The 17,588-nt window shown below is 66.6% G+C and carries 15 protein-coding genes; 8 read left to right on the top strand and 7 right to left on the bottom strand.

Annotated elements, in window-relative coordinates; translation table 11 throughout:
• The first annotated feature begins 31 nt into the window (after window positions 1-31).
• Window positions 32-1,429 carry an alpha/beta fold hydrolase gene (locus QFZ36_RS18080; protein WP_306638412.1) on the top strand — a complete coding sequence of 466 codons (1,398 nt, stop codon included), beginning with the start codon at window positions 32-34 and terminating at the stop codon, window positions 1,427-1,429.
• Between the two features lie 55 nt (window positions 1,430-1,484).
• Here the strand turns inward: QFZ36_RS18080 and QFZ36_RS18075 are convergent, their stop codons facing one another.
• Window positions 1,485-2,165 carry a hypothetical protein gene (locus tag QFZ36_RS18075; protein WP_306638410.1) on the bottom strand — a complete coding sequence of 227 codons (681 nt, stop codon included), beginning with the start codon at window positions 2,163-2,165 and terminating at the stop codon, window positions 1,485-1,487.
• Window positions 2,166-2,798: 633 nt separating this feature from the next.
• On the opposite strand from QFZ36_RS18075, the gene QFZ36_RS18070 reads away from it, so the two are divergent.
• The 4 genes from QFZ36_RS18070 (at window position 2,799) to QFZ36_RS18055 (ending at window position 7,388) form a co-directional block, all read left to right on the top strand.
• Window positions 2,799-3,530 (top strand): response regulator transcription factor, encoded by a 732-nt coding sequence (locus QFZ36_RS18070; protein WP_306638409.1) that lies wholly within the window; start codon window positions 2,799-2,801, stop codon window positions 3,528-3,530.
• Window positions 3,531-3,735: 205 nt separating this feature from the next.
• Entirely contained in the window at window positions 3,736-4,905 is a 1,170-nt protein-coding gene (locus QFZ36_RS18065; RefSeq protein WP_306638408.1) for a sensor histidine kinase, read from the top strand.
• 116 nt (window positions 4,906-5,021) lie between these two features.
• Complete coding sequence (locus QFZ36_RS18060) at window positions 5,022-5,777, top strand: hypothetical protein (RefSeq protein WP_306638407.1); 756 nt, start codon at window positions 5,022-5,024, stop codon at window positions 5,775-5,777.
• 54 nt (window positions 5,778-5,831) lie between these two features.
• Window positions 5,832-7,388, top strand: coding sequence for an HD domain-containing phosphohydrolase (locus QFZ36_RS18055; protein ID WP_306638406.1), 1,557 nt, complete (start codon window positions 5,832-5,834; stop codon window positions 7,386-7,388).
• Between the two features lie 37 nt (window positions 7,389-7,425).
• Here QFZ36_RS18055 and QFZ36_RS18050 read toward each other — a convergent pair whose 3' ends face one another.
• Complete coding sequence (locus QFZ36_RS18050) at window positions 7,426-8,235, bottom strand: slipin family protein (RefSeq protein WP_306638405.1); 810 nt, start codon at window positions 8,233-8,235, stop codon at window positions 7,426-7,428.
• Window positions 8,236-8,432: 197 nt separating this feature from the next.
• On the opposite strand from QFZ36_RS18050, the gene QFZ36_RS18045 reads away from it, so the two are divergent.
• Window positions 8,433-9,323 (top strand): potassium channel family protein, encoded by an 891-nt coding sequence (locus QFZ36_RS18045; protein WP_306638404.1) that lies wholly within the window; start codon window positions 8,433-8,435, stop codon window positions 9,321-9,323.
• A gap of 2 nt (window positions 9,324-9,325) precedes the next feature.
• On the opposite strand, the gene QFZ36_RS18040 is transcribed toward QFZ36_RS18045, so the two are convergent.
• On the bottom strand, window positions 9,326-10,195 hold the full coding sequence (locus QFZ36_RS18040; protein ID WP_306638402.1) for a DUF1295 domain-containing protein: 870 nt from the start codon (window positions 10,193-10,195) through the stop codon (window positions 9,326-9,328).
• A 318-nt stretch (window positions 10,196-10,513) separates the two neighbouring features.
• Between QFZ36_RS18040 and QFZ36_RS18035 the strand changes: the two genes are divergently transcribed.
• Entirely contained in the window at window positions 10,514-11,209 is a 696-nt protein-coding gene (locus QFZ36_RS18035) for a DUF2306 domain-containing protein (RefSeq protein WP_306638400.1), read from the top strand.
• Here the strand turns inward: QFZ36_RS18035 and QFZ36_RS18030 are convergent.
• Complete coding sequence (locus QFZ36_RS18030; protein ID WP_306638399.1) at window positions 11,206-11,895, bottom strand: TetR/AcrR family transcriptional regulator; 690 nt, start codon at window positions 11,893-11,895, stop codon at window positions 11,206-11,208. The two genes, QFZ36_RS18035 and QFZ36_RS18030, sit on opposite strands and share 4 nt — an antisense overlap.
• Window positions 11,896-11,984: 89 nt before the next feature.
• Here QFZ36_RS18030 and QFZ36_RS18025 point away from each other — a divergent pair, with 89 nt between their 5' ends.
• Window positions 11,985-12,686 (top strand): DUF4386 domain-containing protein, encoded by a 702-nt coding sequence (locus tag QFZ36_RS18025; RefSeq protein ID WP_306638398.1) that lies wholly within the window; start codon window positions 11,985-11,987, stop codon window positions 12,684-12,686.
• A gap of 54 nt (window positions 12,687-12,740) precedes the next feature.
• On the opposite strand, the gene QFZ36_RS18020 is transcribed toward QFZ36_RS18025, so the two are convergent.
• The 3 genes from QFZ36_RS18020 to QFZ36_RS18010 are packed head-to-tail and all read right to left on the bottom strand — an operon-like array spanning window position 12,741 to window position 17,436.
• Complete coding sequence (locus tag QFZ36_RS18020; RefSeq protein WP_306638396.1) at window positions 12,741-13,727, bottom strand: NAD-dependent epimerase/dehydratase family protein; 987 nt, start codon at window positions 13,725-13,727, stop codon at window positions 12,741-12,743.
• Window positions 13,724-16,420: an alpha/beta fold hydrolase gene (locus QFZ36_RS18015; protein WP_306638394.1), complete on the bottom strand. Its 2,697-nt coding sequence runs from the start codon at window positions 16,418-16,420 to the stop codon at window positions 13,724-13,726. The genes QFZ36_RS18020 and QFZ36_RS18015 overlap by 4 nt, the downstream gene beginning before the upstream one ends.
• Window positions 16,414-17,436, bottom strand: a complete 1,023-nt coding sequence (locus QFZ36_RS18010; RefSeq protein WP_306638392.1) for a 3-oxoacyl-ACP synthase III — start codon at window positions 17,434-17,436, stop codon at window positions 16,414-16,416. Before QFZ36_RS18010 ends, QFZ36_RS18015 begins: the two co-directional genes overlap by 7 nt.
• Window positions 17,437-17,588 lie beyond the last annotated feature (152 nt).

The raw sequence follows: 17,588 nt of genomic DNA, 5'->3' as shown, positions 1-17,588 counted from the left end.
CGCGACGCCACCTCCCTGAATCGAGCCCGCCGTGGCCACCACCCCGCAGACCCCCCGTACGCATCCTGACTTCGGAAAGAGCGGTCCCGCTGATTCCCGCCCCTCCGGCCGTGTGGCGAGGTGGCGCATTGGCCGGGTTGTGGCCGTCTCCCTGGCCACGGGGCTCCTCGCCGCCGTGCTCCTTGCCGCCGCTTCCTTCATCCGCGCGCGGGAGAGCGAGATGACCGGCGCTGTCCTGTGTGGCTTTGCCGTGGGGTGGGCAGTGCTGGCCATCCTCTCGGTACGGCTCACTGACCAGCCGCAGCGCTGGGCAATTGCTCCCGCGGTGTTCATGGGCGCCGGCGGTCTCCTCCTGGTGGTTTTCGGCTCGGCGGTGGACGGGCCGCTCAGCTGGGTGTGGCCTCCCGCCCTCCTCGCCCTGGCGATCTGGATGTCCATCCGTGTCCGCCGGCAACTTCACAGCAGGAGCAGAGGCTGGCTGGTCTACCCGGTCCTGGCGGTATTGGCCCTCGCCTCAATCGGCGGCGGCTACCAGACGCTGGGTGCAGCAGCCGATGCCAGGGCGTTCCCGATGCCTGGCCAGCTGGTCGACGTCGGCGGTTACAGGCTGCACCTGAATTGCACCGGGTCAGGCAGCCCCACGGTGGTGCTTCAACCGGGCGCCGGTGAGATGTCCTCGAACCACGGGTGGATCGCCGCCGCCGTAGCGAACAACACCCGGGTCTGCGCCTACGACCGTGCCGGGCGGGGGTGGAGCGAGCCTGCTGACAACGCCCAGGACGCCACCCAAATCGCCGCCGATTTGCACGCCCTGCTGCACCGCGGTAACGTCCCCGGACCCTACGTCCTCGCCGGGCATTCCTTCGGCGGCCTCTACACACTCACCTTCGCCGCCCGCTACCCCGACGAAGTGGCCGCCATGGTGCTGATCGACTCCACGGACAGGGCAGCAGCAGACAATCCCGGCGTGGTTGCGGCCCCTGGCAGCTATGACGCCCTTGGCCGGCTCTCGGCGTTGATCTCCACCTCCGCCCGGCTGGGCCTGGGCCGGGTGTACGCCCCGCTCGAGGTCGGCTCCCTGCCGGCCAGGTCCCGGGACGAGGTCCGCGCCAACATCGCCAGCCCGGCGAACCTGCGCAGCACCATCGACGAGTACGTCCAAGCGAACACGTCCATGCAGGAGGCGGCGTCATTGCGGGACTTCGGCAGCAAACCACTGGTGGTGCTGACAGCCGGCGTCGGCAACAGCAACAAACACCAGGACGCGCAGGACGAACTGGCCGGCCTCTCCACCAACAGTGTTCACCAGACCATCGATTGGGCAAGCCATGAAGCGCTTGTTGCCGACCAGGCCGGCGCCGCAATCACCACCCAGGCGATCCTCGACGTCGTTGCGTCGCTCCGGAGCGGCGGACCGCTGGTGCTGTAATGCCTGCGCCAAACGCCGAGCGGCGGCACCCGCCCCGGGTGCCGCCGTCGTACGCCTAGCTCGTTACCGCATCTACCGGTTTGACTGCGGCCCGAATCCGGGACTGGTTGCGGGCGAAGCCCCAGCGCAGGCTGATCACCAGTTCCCATACCAGGATCAGCAGGAACGTCGGCGCGAAGCCGGACTCGGGAAGATTCACGCCAATGACCGCCGAAGTGACGATATTGCCCGCCCCGATGAGAATGCCGGACCATGCCAGCACGCGGCCCAACTCCCTCGTCCTGAGGGCAGCGATCGCGGCGCAGAGCACGAACAGTCCGGCTGGCAGCAGTCCGACCATGAAGTCGGCCTTGTTTATCTGGGTAAGGACGGCTGCCTGCTCCGGCGAAATCTGGTCACGCAGCAAATAACCCGAAATGAGGGGGCCCCCGGAGCCCAGCTTCACTGCAATCTCGACAACACCGCCCACCAGGGCCACGGCCGCCACCCAGCCCGCAGCGCGCAGGCGCCAGCAAACGTAACCGACGAAAACCATCCAAGCCGTGAACGCCAGAAATTCGAGGCTCGTCGCCGCTTGGGCGGCCGGGTTTGCGGCCATACGCGCCAAAGCATCGAGGCTCTCCTGCCCCGTGGGCGCATCAGGCGTTGCGGGGTCTGCGCCTATGGCGATTGCAGCGTTCGCCACGATGAAATATACGGCGCCGCTGAGAGCTCCGACCCGGTCCATGGCGGTCATGGCTCCCCCTCGTGTCGGCTGTCCCGAACCGCTATGGCCCCCGGGTTGTACTTCGTTTGCTGGGCCTGGACGGGTTTTCATGATGGTTCCTTTCCTTGGTGGTCGTGCCACAGTGGCGGGTTGTTTGGTGCGGACGTCCAGACTCGGAGGGAGTCCAAGACGTGGGTCGGCCGGGATCTTTGCTGCCTCATCTGGAGGTGAGGCGACGGAACTTCCAGAGTTCCGGTGAGCCTTCCAGCGGAATGGCCGCATGATTCTGTTGACTTGGGACGTCCCGCCAGCCCGTTGATGTTGGAGGTACTGTGCTGTCCCGTGCGCTCCCGGAGGGCTCTGCCCCCATGAAGCCGAGGCTAAAGACGATGGTTACGGTCACCCATGCTGTTCGTTGTCTGGATTTCCAAGCCATCGGGAGCTCCTTGGTTTTCTCCTCCATGACCTTCTTTTCATGGAGTTGATAGGCACCAGTGTTGATCACGGAACCTATATGGCGCGTCGACCCCCGGTAGCCATTCCGATGTACATCAGGCGAGGATGCTGCGCGGTTATCAGCTACATCCCAGGGCGTAGCGACGCCGGATCCCTGGCTTCATTTTGGCCGTGGCTTTTCAGCGTGGGGATGGATATTGTCCACTCATGGATGGCACACGAAGCGGTGCGCCCGTGCCGGCCGGTGAAGCCGACGGCCGCCTCCGTGTGGTCCTCGTCGATGACGAAGCCCTGATCAGGGCAGGGCTGGCGCTGCTGCTGGAGTCAGAGCCCGACATCATGGTCGTCGGGGAGGCCAGTGACGGCCGCGCCGGCGTTGAAGTGGTCGCAGGGCTTCAGCCCGATGTGGTGGTGATGGATATTCGAATGCCGGTCATGGACGGCGTCGCGGCCACCCGGATCCTCACCTCCGAAGAGTTCAATACCGGCCGCACAGAAGCGGTACCGGTGCTCATTCTGACCACCTTCAATGAAGATGAAGCCGTTCATGCCGCCCTCCGTGCCGGCGCCTCTGGCTTCATCCTCAAGAACTCGGCGCCGCGCATCCTGGCATCCGCCATCCGTGCCCTGGCCCGGGGAGCGGGATGGCTTGACCCGAATGTCACCCGCAAACTCCTCGAGGAATTTTCGAACGGAGCGGAGTCGTCTCTTCCCACCCCGGCGGAGTTGGATGAGCTGACGCGCCGTGAACGGGAGGTGCTCGCGGCGATTGCCCGCGGAATGAACAACGCTGAGGTCGCCGCGAAGCTATTCCTGAGCGAGGCCACAGTGAAAACGCACGTGCACCGCATCCTGATGAAACTTGGCGTGGCAGACCGGGCGCAGGCGGTGGCGGCGGCGTACCGGCTGGGCCTGGTCAAACCGGACGGGCGCCGCTGAGCATTCCAGCCCTGGGGCGCCATTCCCGATTACCGCAATGGTCCACCCGGGGGTGTATGCCATCGCTCATACGGAGGGTGGATGAAGAAAGTCCTGCCCGGGCGCACACTGAGGACAGAGGCACAGCCTTGACTGAGAACCCGTTGTGAGGTGGACAGTGGTCCAAAGATCGCCGATATCCAAGGTGTCACGCTCCGGTCTGGGGGTGAACCGGCCACCCGGCTTCACTAGGGCAGATTTCGCCGTCGTGCTGCTGGCATTTGCCGTCGAGCTCGCCAGTTTCTTTCCGGCTACGTCCGGCTCGCTCTCGGGAGTCCTTGCTGTGGCGGCTCTTGTTTACGTAGCGGGCGGATTCGTCCCACTCTTTTGGAGGCACCGCGCCCCGGTTATGGTTTTCGCCGGGCTCTTGCTGCACCAGGCGATCTTCGTAGTCTTCGCCACTCCGACGTACTTCAACTTCTCGGAGGTCTACCGGATCCCCTACATGCCAATAACGCCTGTCCTGGTCACGCTGGCCGCAGTGGCATCCGATCGCCCGCTTCGGCAGTCGTTGACGGCCCTCATTACCGCAGTCGCCTTTCCTGTCCTGATCACTTCACGCGGCAGGCCCTTTGATGAGGATCTGTGGTTCATCGGTACCGGGGCCGTGTGGCTGGGAGGGGCGTGGGCCTTCGGCCGTTTTGTGGCGCGGAACCGTCTCCGCATCAACTCTTTGGAGGAAGACCGGCGCCAGGCTGAAGCCGCAATCGCCCAGGAACGCGCGCACATCGCCGCCGAACTGCACGATATCGTCTCCCACGCCGTCACGGTGATGATGCTGCACGCCGCCGGCGGCCGCAGGGTTATCGACACCGATCCCCAACGCGCAGCCCAGGCCCTGGAAGTCATCGAATCCGTTGGAACGGAGGCTACGCAGGAACTTGCCCGCCTCCTGAGACTGCTGAAGCCGCCCGGCGGGAAACCAGCCAACGAACAGCAGAACCCGCTTCCCACCCTGAATGACATCAAATGGCTGATCGAACCTGTCCGGTCAGCGGGAGTGCAAGTGGACGTGAAAGCCCACGGGGAGGCGGGAAGGCTTGACCCCAGCGTGGGCCACACGGCCTACCGTGTAGTGCAGGAGTCGCTGACGAACATTTCAAAGCACGCCGGCTCCGGAACGACTGCGCTCATCGATCTCCGGTGGGAACCCCGCTCACTGACTCTCAACATCTCTGATGATGGTGGCGGCACGTCCGAGAACCATCTTGACGGTACTTCAGGCTATGGGCTCTTGGGGCTTAAGGAGAGGGTGGAAGTCGCTGGAGGAAGCATCGAATGGGGACCGAGAGATAGCGGGTTCTTCCTGAGCGCCCACCTTCCCTCGTCGCCTTAGTGAAATCCCGTCGTTCGTCCCCACCTGCCGGGCGGCGAAAACAAAATGGGGCAGATGCCCCATGCCTTTGCTGCGGCCCGCTCCTAGGCTCAGGACATAGAGAAAAGGAGGCGGCCATGACCATCTACCAGCCGCAGTCATCAGCAGGGGCAACACCGACACTTACCGAACTTCCGGAAGACGCAGCCGAGCATTTCGCCGGCTACGCCGTCCTGGGGCTGCCTTTCACCAGCGGCCATTACCTGGCCTTCCGGGATTTTCCGGTGAGCTCGGTTGGCCCCGGCTACCGCTCCGTCTGGCACCGCACGCCCGGTGGCGAGTGGACCATCTACGCCAACGCCGCACCGGAGTTCAGCTGCGCACGCTACTTCGGGTCGGCCGTGCACCATACGGTGGAGACCGACGTCGACATCCAGTGGAGCGGACCCTTCACCGCCGTGATCACGGTGCCGGGCGTTATGGAGTGGCGCCTGCAGCTTGGCACCTCCGCGGCCACCTCGATGCTGACCGCGATGGCCATGCGGATGCCGGAAAGGCTGTGGCGCAACGAGCTTGTGCTCCGCGCCATGGGGGCATTCGCCGGCCCGCTGCTGAACGCCGGCAAGATGAAGGTCTCCGGCGTGGTGCCCAACGGCCAGACGTTCCAAGCCCAGCCGCGGCAGTTGTGGCTGATCACGGATTCCCAGGCGACCATCGTGGGTGAGGACGCGGGCGTTCCGGGGGCACTGAAGGTGCAGGACCATCTCGCGGACTTCTGGCTTCCGCAACGTGGACTCTTCGGAGCCCGGGTAGGCGTCAGGTTCCCGTCCACAGCCCTGCCCGGCGGGGCGGGATCCGCCCGGGCACGCGCCGGGAAGAACCAGGCGGCGTAACAGCCGCGGCATGGTTCCTACTGCCCGCGGTGATGGCTTCCTAGAATGGCAGATGTGAAGCAGTCACCGGCTGGGCCCCGCCGCAGTGAAGTCCTGGCCGCGCTGTCACTCGCCATTGACCTGGGGCTGGGGCAACCGATGGAGCACATGCTGCGGTCCTGCCTGCTGGCGCTACGGATCGCCCGGGCAGCGGGAGTTGACGTTGCCGGCCAGGGCAGGCTCTACTACGCCAACCAGGTGGCATGGATCGGTTGCCACGCGGATTCCTTCGAACTGGCCGCACTGTTCACGGACGATATCGCCTTCCGCGCCGACTACTACAACCGCGACCAGCACGGCCTGCCCATGTACGCCGGCATGTTCAGCCATGCCGGCGCGGGCCTCCCGCCACTCGCCCGGGTTGCAAACTGGACGCGTTTCGCGGCGACGGGCAGCACCGCGGTCCGGAACATGATCGCCTCGCACTGCATCTCCGCCGGGGTGCTGGCCAGCAATGTTGGGCTCGACGGCGGGGTGGCAGGACTGCTCGCCCACACCTTTGAGCGGTGGGACGGCAAGGGCCTGCCGGAGGGCATCGCGGGGCCGGACATCCCACTGGAAATGCGGATCATGCATCTCGCGGATACGGCAGAGGTGTTCCTGCGCCAGGAGGGCGTGGCCGGTGCCGTGGCCATGGTGCGGGCGCGCCGCGGCAGCCAGTTCGATCCCGCCCTGGCCGGACTGTTCATCGACCAGGCCGGGGCACTCACCGAAGGACTCCTCGACGTCGACGTCTGGCAGGCGGCCCTGGACCTGGCTCCCAACGACGCTCCACTGTCCGGCCCCCAGCTGGATGCGGTGCTCCGCGCGATCGGGGACTTCGCAGACCTCAAGTCCCCTTACACAGCGGGGCACTCCCGCGCCGTGGCCGCCCTCGCCGCCGCCGCCGGCGAGGAGCATGGCCTGCCGGCCGACGACGTCAGGGAGCTCCGCCGCGCCGGATGGGTACACGACCTGGGCCGGCTGGGAGTATCCAACCAGGTGTGGGACAAGAAGGAGCCCCTGACCCGCGCGGACCTGGAACGCATCCACATGCATCCGTACCTGGGAGAACGGATCCTCGGCCGCGTGCCCGGGCTGAAGGGCGAGGCGGCCCTGGCCGGCTCACACCACGAGCGGCTGGACGGGTCCGGCTACCCGCGCGGGATCGGCGGAACGGAGCTGGGGATCAAGCAGCGGATCCTGGCGGCGGCCGACTCCTACCGTGCCTCTTTGGAGCCGCGCCCGCACCGGCCCGCGCTCTCGCCGGCTGATGCAGCTGCCAGGCTCCGGCGGGAAGTGTCTGCCGGGCGGCTCAGCCCGGAGGCTGCGGACGGCGTGCTCGTAGCGGCCGGCCAGCAGCCCCACCGGCCACCTGTCCCTCCGGCCGGGCTCACGCCCCGGGAAGTGGAAATCCTCGGCATGCTGTGCCGAGGAATGACTCCGGCCGAGATTGCCGCCAGCCTGTTCCTCGCCCGGAAGACCGTCCGCAACCACGTGGAGCACATCTACGCCAAAATCGGGGCAACCAACCGGGTGGGTGCCACCCTGTTCGCGGTAAGGAACGGCCTGATCGGGCAAGGAAGCTCCTAAAACAGCGGGCTCGCCTGCAGGTAAGCGTTGCCGAGGGTTATGCCGCCTTGATGGGTGCCTTGCCGCCAGCGGCTGCCGCCTGATTTTCGCGGGCCAGGAACGCGGAGAGCTCACCGATGGTGCTCATCAGCGGGGCGGGGAAGACCACAGTGGTGTTCTTGTCGACGCCGATTTCAACCAGGGACTGCAGGTTCCTTAACTGCAGGGCCAGCGGGTGGGCCATCATGGTGTCGGAGGCGTCCCCGAGGGCAGCTGCTGCGATGGCTTCGCCTTCGGCGGCGATGATCTTGGCCCTCTTTTCGCGTTCGGCTTCAGCCTGCCGGGCCATAGCCCGCTTCATGCTTTCGGGCAGCTGGATGTCCTTCAGCTCCACCAAGGTGACTTCGACGCCCCATTCGATGGTGAGCACGTCGAGGATTTCGCGGATGTCGTCGTTGATCCGTTCGGTCTCGGACAGGGTCTGGTCCAGGGTGTGGCGGCCGACGACTTTCCGCAGGGTGGTCTGGGCGATCTGGTCGATGGCCGCAGCCACGTTTTCGATCGCGACGACGGACTTCACGGCGTCGACCACGCGGTAGTAGGCCACCGCTGAGACGTCGACGCTCACGTTGTCCTGCGTGATGATGCCCTGGGACTGGATGGGCATGGTCACGATCCGCAGGCTGACCAGGGGCAGCCGGTCGACGAGCGGGATGATCAGCCGCAGGCCGGGCTCCCTGATACCGACAACCCTGCCGAGCCGGAACAGCACGCCCTTCTCGTATTGGCGCACGATCCGGATAGCCATTTTCGCCACGATGAGCAGCACGACGACGAGGACGATGACAACGACTGTGGTGGGGTCCATCAGGATCCCCTCCTGGTTTTTGAGCGGGACGTGCCGGTACCGGGGCCGGCACCGTGACAGCTGTCCTGGATCCATTGTCCCACCAAAGGATGGACGAGAACTTGGTCCGGTCTCCCGGAATGCGCTCCCGGAGTGCAACCGGCTGCTGCAGGCGGCCGTTCCCCCGGCTCCCGCACGGTGCCGTCCTAAAATGAGGCATGAACTTCGCGGACACCCTGTGGACGGTTTTGGGCGCCGGGCTGATTCTGCTGATGCTCGCCGACGTCTTCCACACGCTTCTCTATCCGCACGGTTCCGGCCCTGCGGGACGCGCGATCATGCGTGGAGTTTGGTTCCTGACGAAAAAACTGCGCGGCCGGGCATCCTCCGTTGCGGCGCCGCTGGCCATGGCCGCTGTCATCGCCGCCTGGGCAAGCCTGGCTGCCACCGGATGGGCGCTGCTGTACCTCCCCCATCTGCCGGACGGTTTTGTCTACGGGCCCGGCGTTCCCCGGCACGCGGACTTTGCCGAAGCGCTCTACATCTCCCTTGTCAGTCTTTCCACCGTTGGGTTCGGTGAGATCGTGGCGGCCGATCCGCTGCTCCGGCTGGTGTCCGGCTTTCAGGCCATCACCGGGTTCGGGCTGCTGACCGCCACGGTCACGTGGATCCTGCAGACCTATCCTGCCCTGAACCGCCGTCGGGCCCTTGCCCACCAGCTGAACCTGTTCCGGGAGGCGGCAGGACCTGCGGGCCTGTCCGCTTTGGAACCCGGCCATGCGGCCGGGCTGCTGGAGTCGATGGCAGGGAACGTGGCGTCCGTCAGCATAGATCTGCTGGCGTTCCACGAAACCTACTACTTCCGCGAAGTGGATCAGCGGGGTTCCCTGCCCGCCACCGTTGCCTACGCCCAGGAGCTTGCATCCGAAGCCAGCCAGAGCCAAAACCAGGAACTCCGGTTTGCGGGCCGGATGCTGCACTCAGCGTTGGAAGGACTCGCGGACGTCCTTCGCGGCAGATTCGGCCATTCCGGAACAACCTCTTCGGACGTGTTCGACAGCTACGAACTGCACCACCGGGACCGGCGGGCCGGGGAACCGGACACCTGACCCTAGTTAAGCTTCGGCACCAGCACCGGGGTGTTCTGCTTATACGCCTCGTAATCCGCCTGGCTGCCCCACTTCTTGTCCGCCTTGGCCTCCAGCGGCGGCACGCCGCTGCCCTTGATGAGCAGCAAGGCCACGAACACCGGGGAGACCAGCGCGGCCCACTGCCAGCCCTGCAGCACAGGCAGGGCAATAATGGCGACGCCCACCCAGAGCGTGATCTCGCCGAAGTAGTTGGGGTGGCGGGACTTTGACCACAGGCCGGTGTTGATGAAGCGGCCCTTGTTGGCGGGGTCGGCCTTGAACCGGGCCTTCTGGACGTCCGCCCCGGTTTCCACCGTGATGCCAGCGGCCCACACCAGCAGTCCCACCCAGAAGAACCAGTCCAGGCCTACCTTTTTGTCGGAGGTGATGGCCACCCACGCCAGCGCCGCGGTGAGGACCACCCACAGGCCCTGGATGGTCCACGTGTTCAGGAAACGGAAAAAGTCCGGTTTGAGGTCATCGAACCGGTCGTCCTTGCCGTGCTTGCTGATCCGCAGGAACAGGAAGCTGCCCAGCCGGATGGCCCACAGCACCACCATCACCGCCAGCACCAGGCCGCGAGCATCCACGCCCGGGGAGGCCAGCACCAGGAACACCGTGATGGAGATGTAGGTCAGCGCTCCGGTGAGATCGTAGAACTTCTCCGTCTGCGCCTTGTAGGACGGGATGAACACCAGCCACTGGATCACGAACGCCGCGGCAACACCGAGCGCGAACACCGGGAACCCGCCCAGAGCTGCCCCGCCCTGGCTTCCGGCAAGGGCCATGAGCACCGCCGCCACCACCGCGATGGGGATGCTGATGAGCGCCTTGCGGCTCTTTTCGTTCATACGATCGGACCTCTCCTTCGAACCACCTCAGTGGGCGCAGTCCCCGCCCACCCAGTCTTCGTAGCGGTGAGGGTGTTGTATTGCTGCCGTCAGCGTTTTCAGGGCTGGCCGGGTGGCACGAGCTCGACGCCGTCGAAAGAATCCGCGTCCCTGTCGCTTGCCGGAACCAAGTGCAGTAGGTTGGGCCTACGCCGTACGAATAGGTGCTGCTGGGCACCGTTATTCCGGCCATCAACGCTTGGACTCCCACCGCAGGGCCTGAAGGAACAACGATGTCCGTGCCAGGGCAAGGCCCAGCCACTTCAGAGAAGCGAGACCATGAGCTCTGCAACTATCCGCCGTTCCCGCCCAAACCCCAAGTCCCGGTGGCTGGCGCCCGCCGGCCTTATCCTCCTCAGCCTCGTCCCGATCATCGCCGGGGCCGTCCGCCTGACCGACCTGACGGGAGGCCAGGTAACCCCGGACAACGCGCGCTTCTTCGATTCGCCTGTCCCCGTGCTGATCCATATTCCTACGGTCACCGTGTACCTGGTGCTGGGCGCGTTCCAGTTCGTTCCCACGCTGCGGCGCGGCAAACGCCGCAGGGCAAGCTGGCACAAAATCGCCGGCCGCATCCTCGCCCCTACCGGCCTGCTCGCCGCCCTGTCCGGTTTGTGGATGGCTGTCTTCTACGACCTCCCACCCCTGGACGGACCGCTTCTCCTCGCCCTCCGCCTGGTCTTCGGATCCGCCATGGTGGCGTTCATCATCCTGGGATTCATCGCCGTGCGGCGCCGGAACTACGTCCGGCACAGTGAGTGGATGTCCCGGGCGTACGCCATCGGCGTTGCCCAGGGAACCATTGTTGTGGTGACCATTCCCTGGATTGTCCTGGTGGGGCCAGTGAACGAGCTGACCCGGGCACTCCTGATCGGGGCATCATGGGTTCTCAGCCTGGCGGTGGCCGAATACTTCATCTACCGCCGCGCGCAGGATCCCGCATCAAAGCCCCGGCCTTCCATCCAGGCCGCTTAGTCCCCCGCCTCGGCCCCTGAATCCCTGGCCCGCTCCAGGGCGTCGAGCACCAGGTCCAGCCCGAACGCGAACTCGTGAGCGTAGCTGTATCCCGGCTGGAGGACATGCTTGGCCATCAGTTCATGCAGGTAGGGGTACTCGCCGGACGGCAGCTGGGCAAGCATGACGTGGGCCATGGCGGCCGCTTCTTCGCCCGAATCGAAGGGCAGGGCCTTTTCCTGCTTCGCAAAGCCGTACACGTAGCTATCCAAAGCGGAGAAGGCGTGCGCCGTCATAGCCAGGGAAAATCCCCCGTTCCGGAATGTCCCGAGCACCCTGTCATGATGCCTCAGCGTGGCGGGGCCGGCCTGGGTGGCTGAGTCCATGAGTCCGTTGGCCCAGGGGTGGCGCTGCAGGACAGCGCGCACCGAGCCGGACCGCTTGCGCAAGGCGGTCTTCCAGTCATCGTCATGGGATGGCAGTTCGATCTCACCGTAGAGGGCATCGATCATCCCGTTGAGCAGGTCCTCCTTATTGGAAACATGGTTGTACAGCGACATCGCTTCCACGCCCAGTTCATCCCCCAGCCGGCGCATCGACAACTTTTCGATCCCACCCTCATCCGCAAGCCTGATGGCGGTCTCGAGTACCCTGCCGCGGTTCAAACGTGCCCGCCCCCCGACCCGCTGGCTTTTCCTTTCCGGCATGCCCCCTCTTTCTCCTTGATCCATTGACTTACCTTACACCGTAGGCGTAGCTTACTTACATCATAAACTTACAACGTAAGGCAGATGTTATGAGCACGTTCCCAGCAACCCGCACCACCCCTTCCCAAAGGACCTCGAAACTGGATTTCCGCAGGTGGACACCCGCCACCGCCAGCCTGGTGTCCGGGCTGGGACTGCTGCTCGTGGTGGTCCTCATGGCGGCCGGCTACTTCGGGGCTGTGATGCCCCTGATCACTCCCGGAGATGCAGGTAAAACTGCCCAGGACATCTCGCAGTCGGGGCCCATCTACCTTGCCGGCGTCGTATGCATCTACCTGGTCATCCTCCTCGATGTGCTCGTTTCTGCCGCCTGGTACGCCCTGTTCAAAGGCGTCAACAGGCCGCTGTCAGCGGCCGCGGCCTGGATGCGCGTCGCATTCGCAGGGCTCTTCGCCGTGGCCGCAGGACAACTGGCCTACGCCTACACCCTGCTGGACGATCCCGAACAGGCAATGAACGCCATCGGATCGTTCCGTACCATCTGGCTCACCAGCCTGGGGCTGTTCGGGCTCTACCTCATCCTCATCGGGTACCTGGAACTCCGCTCCACCTTTGTCCCCAAAGTCTTCGGAGTCCTCCTGGTCATCTCCGGCGCGGGATACGTCCTCGACGCACTCGGGGTGGCGTTCGTGGATGGATTCACCCCGGTGTACGGCCTGTTCGCCATCATCGGCGAAACAAGCTTCATCTTCTGGCTCCTGATCAAGGGCCGCAAGCTCACCATCAGCTGAGCCGCTGGCGCCCTTGGAGGGCAGCCTTCCCAAGCCGAGCGCCGCCGTCGTAATTTACGACGGCGGCGCTGACTGTGAACTGTAGTGCTCGGCCAGCCTCGCCAGGCCCTCATCCAGCGAGACTGCGGGAGACCAGTTGAGGAGTTCCTGCGTCTGGCGCTGGTCGAACCAGTGGGCGGTGGAGAGCTGCTCGGCGAGGAACCGGGTCATGGGCGGCTCTTCTTTCCGCCCGGCCCAGGTCCAGAGTTTCTCCACCACCGCTCCCGCCGCCCGGGCCACGGCACCGGGCACGGACCACGCCGGCGCGGGGACGCCTCCCGCGGCACACATGCCTGCCAGCAGCTCCCCCACCGGACGAGGTTCGCCGTTGCTCACCACCAGGGCCCTGCCATGGACGTGGTCCATGCGGTGCAGCGCGGCGACGATGGCCGCGGCGGCGTTGTCCACATACGTGGTGTCGATGAGGGCCGCGCCGGCGTCGAGCAGCGGCAGGCGGCCCCGGCCGGCGCGCTCCAAAACCCGTTCCACCAGCTGGGTGTCGCCGGGCCCCCAGACGATGTGGGGGCGCACCGCCGTCACCCGGAATTCCGGAGCGTCCGCTGCCAGGGCCAGCAACTCCGCCTCGGCCTTCGTGCGGGAGTAGTCGCCGTGCGCATGCTCCGGATCAGCCGGCTCCGCACCCAGCCCCGCAATGGCGGCGCCGGAATGGGCCACGGACGGGGAGGACACGAACACCACATCGCGTGCCCCGGCCGCACGGGCACAACGGAGCAGGCGGCGCGTCCCTTCGATGTTCACCTCGTCGAACTCCGCGGCGCGGCCCGTAAAAGAAACCTTCGCAGCGAGGTGGATGATCCCTTCAACGCCTTGGACGGCTGCCCGGAGCGCTTCCTCGTCCGAGAGGGACCCGCAGAAGTCCGTGGCGCCGTCGACTCCTGACGGCCGGCGCTGGAAGGTGGCCACATCGTGGCCCTGGCGCACCAGGAGCCGTGCCACCTCTCCCCCGAGCAGTCCGCTGGCGCCGGTGACGAGGACCTTCATGGCGTTCCCGGGCGGCCGCCGGCCAGCACCCGCGAGGCCCAGCGGGACAGGCGGCTCCTGTCGATCTTGGCGTTGTGCCGGATGTCCGTGGGCTGGGCGGGAACTGCGAGCACGGCGGAGACGTGGACGCCTGCCTCCAGGGCCGCCCTCCGGACATCCCCGGCGAGTTGCAGATCAGCAGGGCCGGCCTTGCGGGCGGGAGGGACGGTCTCGACGACGGCGACCACGGCCTGGGTGCCGGCCGGTCCGACGCCGGTGATCGCCGCCAGCCGGACTGAGTCCAGGCGTTCGATGGCCTGTTCGGCGCCTACCGGCGTCAGTACAGAATTCGGGGCCGTCACCACATGGGCGAGGCGCCCCTCCACCCACAGCCGGCCGACGGCGTCGAAATGCCCCACATCTCCCGTGCGGTGCCATCCCGGCAGGCTGCTGCTTTCCTGCTGGATCAGCCACAGCCTGTCGTACGCTTCCTTGACGTGCGGGGCGCTGACCAGGATTTCGCCAGTGACGCCGGCCTCCGTCACGGGATCGCACCCGGGCGCCGTGCCATCCGCTGCCAGCGGGACCACGGCCACGCGCGCGCCATGCACCGGCTTTCCCACGCACACGCCGTTGCCTGCTCCCGTCACGGTGCCGGCGGCAGCATCGGCGTCGGCGGCCTGGATTTGTTCGAGGCTGATGTCGGTGACCGGCAGCGCTTCCGTCATCCCGTACGGGGTGTGCAGCGAGGCCCCGGGCAGCAGCCGCTGCACCTCTGCGAGAAGCGGTTCCGGGACAGGAGCGCCGGCGGACAGCAGCAAACCGATGCTTCCCAGGGCTTGGTGGCCCGCCGCGCTCAGGCCTTCCCGGGTGGCAAGGACGTTCCGCAGCGCCGCGGGCGAGGCGAAGACCACCGTGGCGTCGATGGCCGCGGCGGCGTCTGCGAGCGCGCTGGCCGTCAAGGTGCGGGGCGCCGTGACGTCCATCGCCGGCGTCACCGACACCGCGCCGAGCGCCGGTCCCAGCAACGCAAAGGGCGCGAAGCCTGCCACCAGCCGGGCGCCGGGACGGATCCCGAAGGTCTCGGCCACCGTGTCCCGCATCGCGGCCAGCCGCCGGTGCGTATAAAGCACGCCCTTGGCGGGGCCGGTGGAACCGGATGTGAAGAGTACGGCGGCCGGGGCCTCCGGATCCGCGCTGTCCGTCAGTTGTCCTGGGCTGCCTGCGACACCCGCGCGGGCGAGGGCGGCGAGGGAAGTCTCCACTCCCAGCATCCGACGGCGGGCGGGCGGGAAGTCCCGCACGCTGATCCGCCGTCCCGGCCAGCCGAGCACCGAGGCAGCAGCCAGCGCCTTGTCGATTCCGATGATGAAATCAGGGGTGGCGCCTTTCACGGCCCGGCTCAAGCCCTTGGTTCCCAGTCCGGCGTCGGCCACGACCACCACGGCGCCCAGCCGCAGGCAGGCGTAGAGGGCCACGGTCAGGTCCACCCCGGGCGGAACCATCAGGCTCACCCGGCTGCCCCTTTCCACTCCGGCGTCCCGGAGCCCTGCGGCGAGGTCCAGGATGTTCCGGTCCAGCTGCTGCCAGCTGAGCGAGCGGGCGGTGGTGCCGTCCGGCGCCATTTCGGCGACGGCGGTTTCTCCTCCCGCCTGCCCTGCCGCCTGCTCGCCGAGCAGGTCCCACAGGGGCCGGAATTCCGCCGATTCCGGCTCGGGAGCACCGTCCAGCCCCAGGCCGCCACCTGATGAGGCATCCGCTTCCGGGGATTCGTTTTCGCGGGGACTAACGTTCCGGGCGAGCCAGTCGAAAACCGGTGCGGCAATATCGCGGTCTTCCGCCACGAGATGGCCCGCGCCTTCAAAGCGGTGCACATCGGCGTGCGGAAGCCGGGTGAGGAGGTCCTTAAGGTACCGGTCCGAAAAGATGGGATCCCGGGGGCCCCAGAGCATCAGCGCCGGGACCCGCAACCCGCGCAGCCCTTCGGCCACGCCGCTGAGCGCCGGAAAGCTGGGGTGGGACGCGTCCACGGGAATGTCCGCCACAAAGTTTCCCACCCCGGCCCGGCGGTGCGCTCCGCGGTAAGGCGCCATGTAGGCCTTGCGGATCCCGGCGGGCAGCGGCGGGTGTGCCAGGGAGTGCGTCACCCGCAGAAAGGCGTCCGACGTCGTCGTTCCCCACTTATGCACTGCGGGATGCAAGGCAAGCCGCAGGGCCGGCGGGATATCCGAACCCGAGGGCTGGTGGACGGCGGTGTTCGTCAGCACCACCCCGGCCAGGTCCTGCGGGTGTGCGAGGGCCCAGCCCAGGCTGATCACGCCGCCCCAGTCGTGGCCCACCGTCACGACCGGCCCCTCCAGGTCCAGGGCATCCGTCAGGTCACCGAGGTCGTTGATCCGGTCCGCGAGGCGGCGGAAGGTGCCCGTGCGCTCCGAGTAGCCCATGTCCAGCTGGTCCACCGCCACAACGCGCCACGGGTGGGCCGGATCCGATCCGGCAGCCAGCAGTGTCCGCCACAAATACGACCAGGTGGGGTTGCCGTGCACGCACAGCAGGGTACCGGCGGGCGCCATGCCGAGGCGGGCGAGCTCGGCGCCGTTGTCCAGCAGGTGCCATTGGCGCACTGTTCCTGGCGCATCGGCGTCGGACGTGGACTTTACCTCGATTGTGCGGGACCATTCCGGGCGGACGCCGGGCCAGTCCGGGGTTACCAAACGATTTCCAGCATGGCGGTGTTCAGCCCGGATCCCACGCCCATGCAGAGAACGCGGTCCCCCGTTTCGAGGGATTGCGCTTCGGCCGCGAGGGTCATGGGAAGGGATGCGGGGCCAACGTTGCCCCAGTGCGGGAACGTGATGGGCACCTTGGCCGGGTCCAGATCGATGGCGTCGATGATGGCCTGCGTGTAGGCGTTGCTCACCTGGTGGGTGACGTAGCGGTCCATGGTGGCCCAGTCCCACTCCGGCTTTGCTTCGTGCCAGGCATCGACGACGAGCTGCAGGCCGCCGTCGAGCAGGCCTTTGGTGTCGGTGGCCATGCCGTCGATGCCGCCCACGCACAGCTCATGGTGTTCGGTGCCGGCGCGCATCACACCGCCCACGATCCGGTGCGCACCGGGGTGCTGGTCCGCGGGGCCCAGGACGGCGGCAGCGGCTCCGGAGCCCAGGGTGAGCGTGGCGAACTCCCGGTTGAAGTCCTCGCGGGTGGTTTCGGGCCGCTGGAGGCGGGCCAGCGTGGCCTCCTGGGTGGCCTCGGCATCCTCGGCGTTGACGATCACCGCGTATTTGATCTGGCCGGAGTCGATCATGCTGGCCGCCAGGGTCAGGCCGTTCACGAAGCCCAGGCAGGCGTTGGCCAGGTCGAAGTTCATGGCCGACGACGGCAGGCCGAGTCCGTGGTGGATCTTCACCGCGACGGACGGTTCCAGGTTGCGCCGGGTCACGGAGGTGTTGATCAGCAGGCCGACGTCGGACGCTTCGACGCCGGCCTCGGCCAGGGCTTTTGCGCCCGCTTCGGCGGCAGCATCATCAAACGACGTCCCGGCCGCCCACCAGCGGCGGTGCGTTACGCCAGCAACGCGCTCAAGCAGCCGGGGCGGGAACTTGAGCCGCTGCAGGGTGGAGGCCAGCCTGCGGTCGAAATCCGTGGAACTCACGATCCTCGGAGCCTCGACGCTGCTCACCGAGAGCAGCGCGGTGTTGCTGTGCCGGAAAGTTGCATTTCCTGCCAATTGAAGCCCCTGTTCGTTTCCGTCCTGCATTCCTGCGGTGACTGTACCCGTAAGCACAAGTCCAAAGCTTAACTATGCTGGTGCCAGCCCGGTTCCTGCATATTTCCCTCGCCAAGGTCCGTGGCCCGCCCCACCCCATGCCAATAGCCAAC

This window comes from Pseudarthrobacter siccitolerans, assembly GCF_030823375.1.
Classification (GTDB): domain Bacteria; phylum Actinomycetota; class Actinomycetes; order Actinomycetales; family Micrococcaceae; genus Arthrobacter; species Arthrobacter siccitolerans_A.
This window is presented reverse-complemented; position numbering and strand designations above follow the sequence as displayed.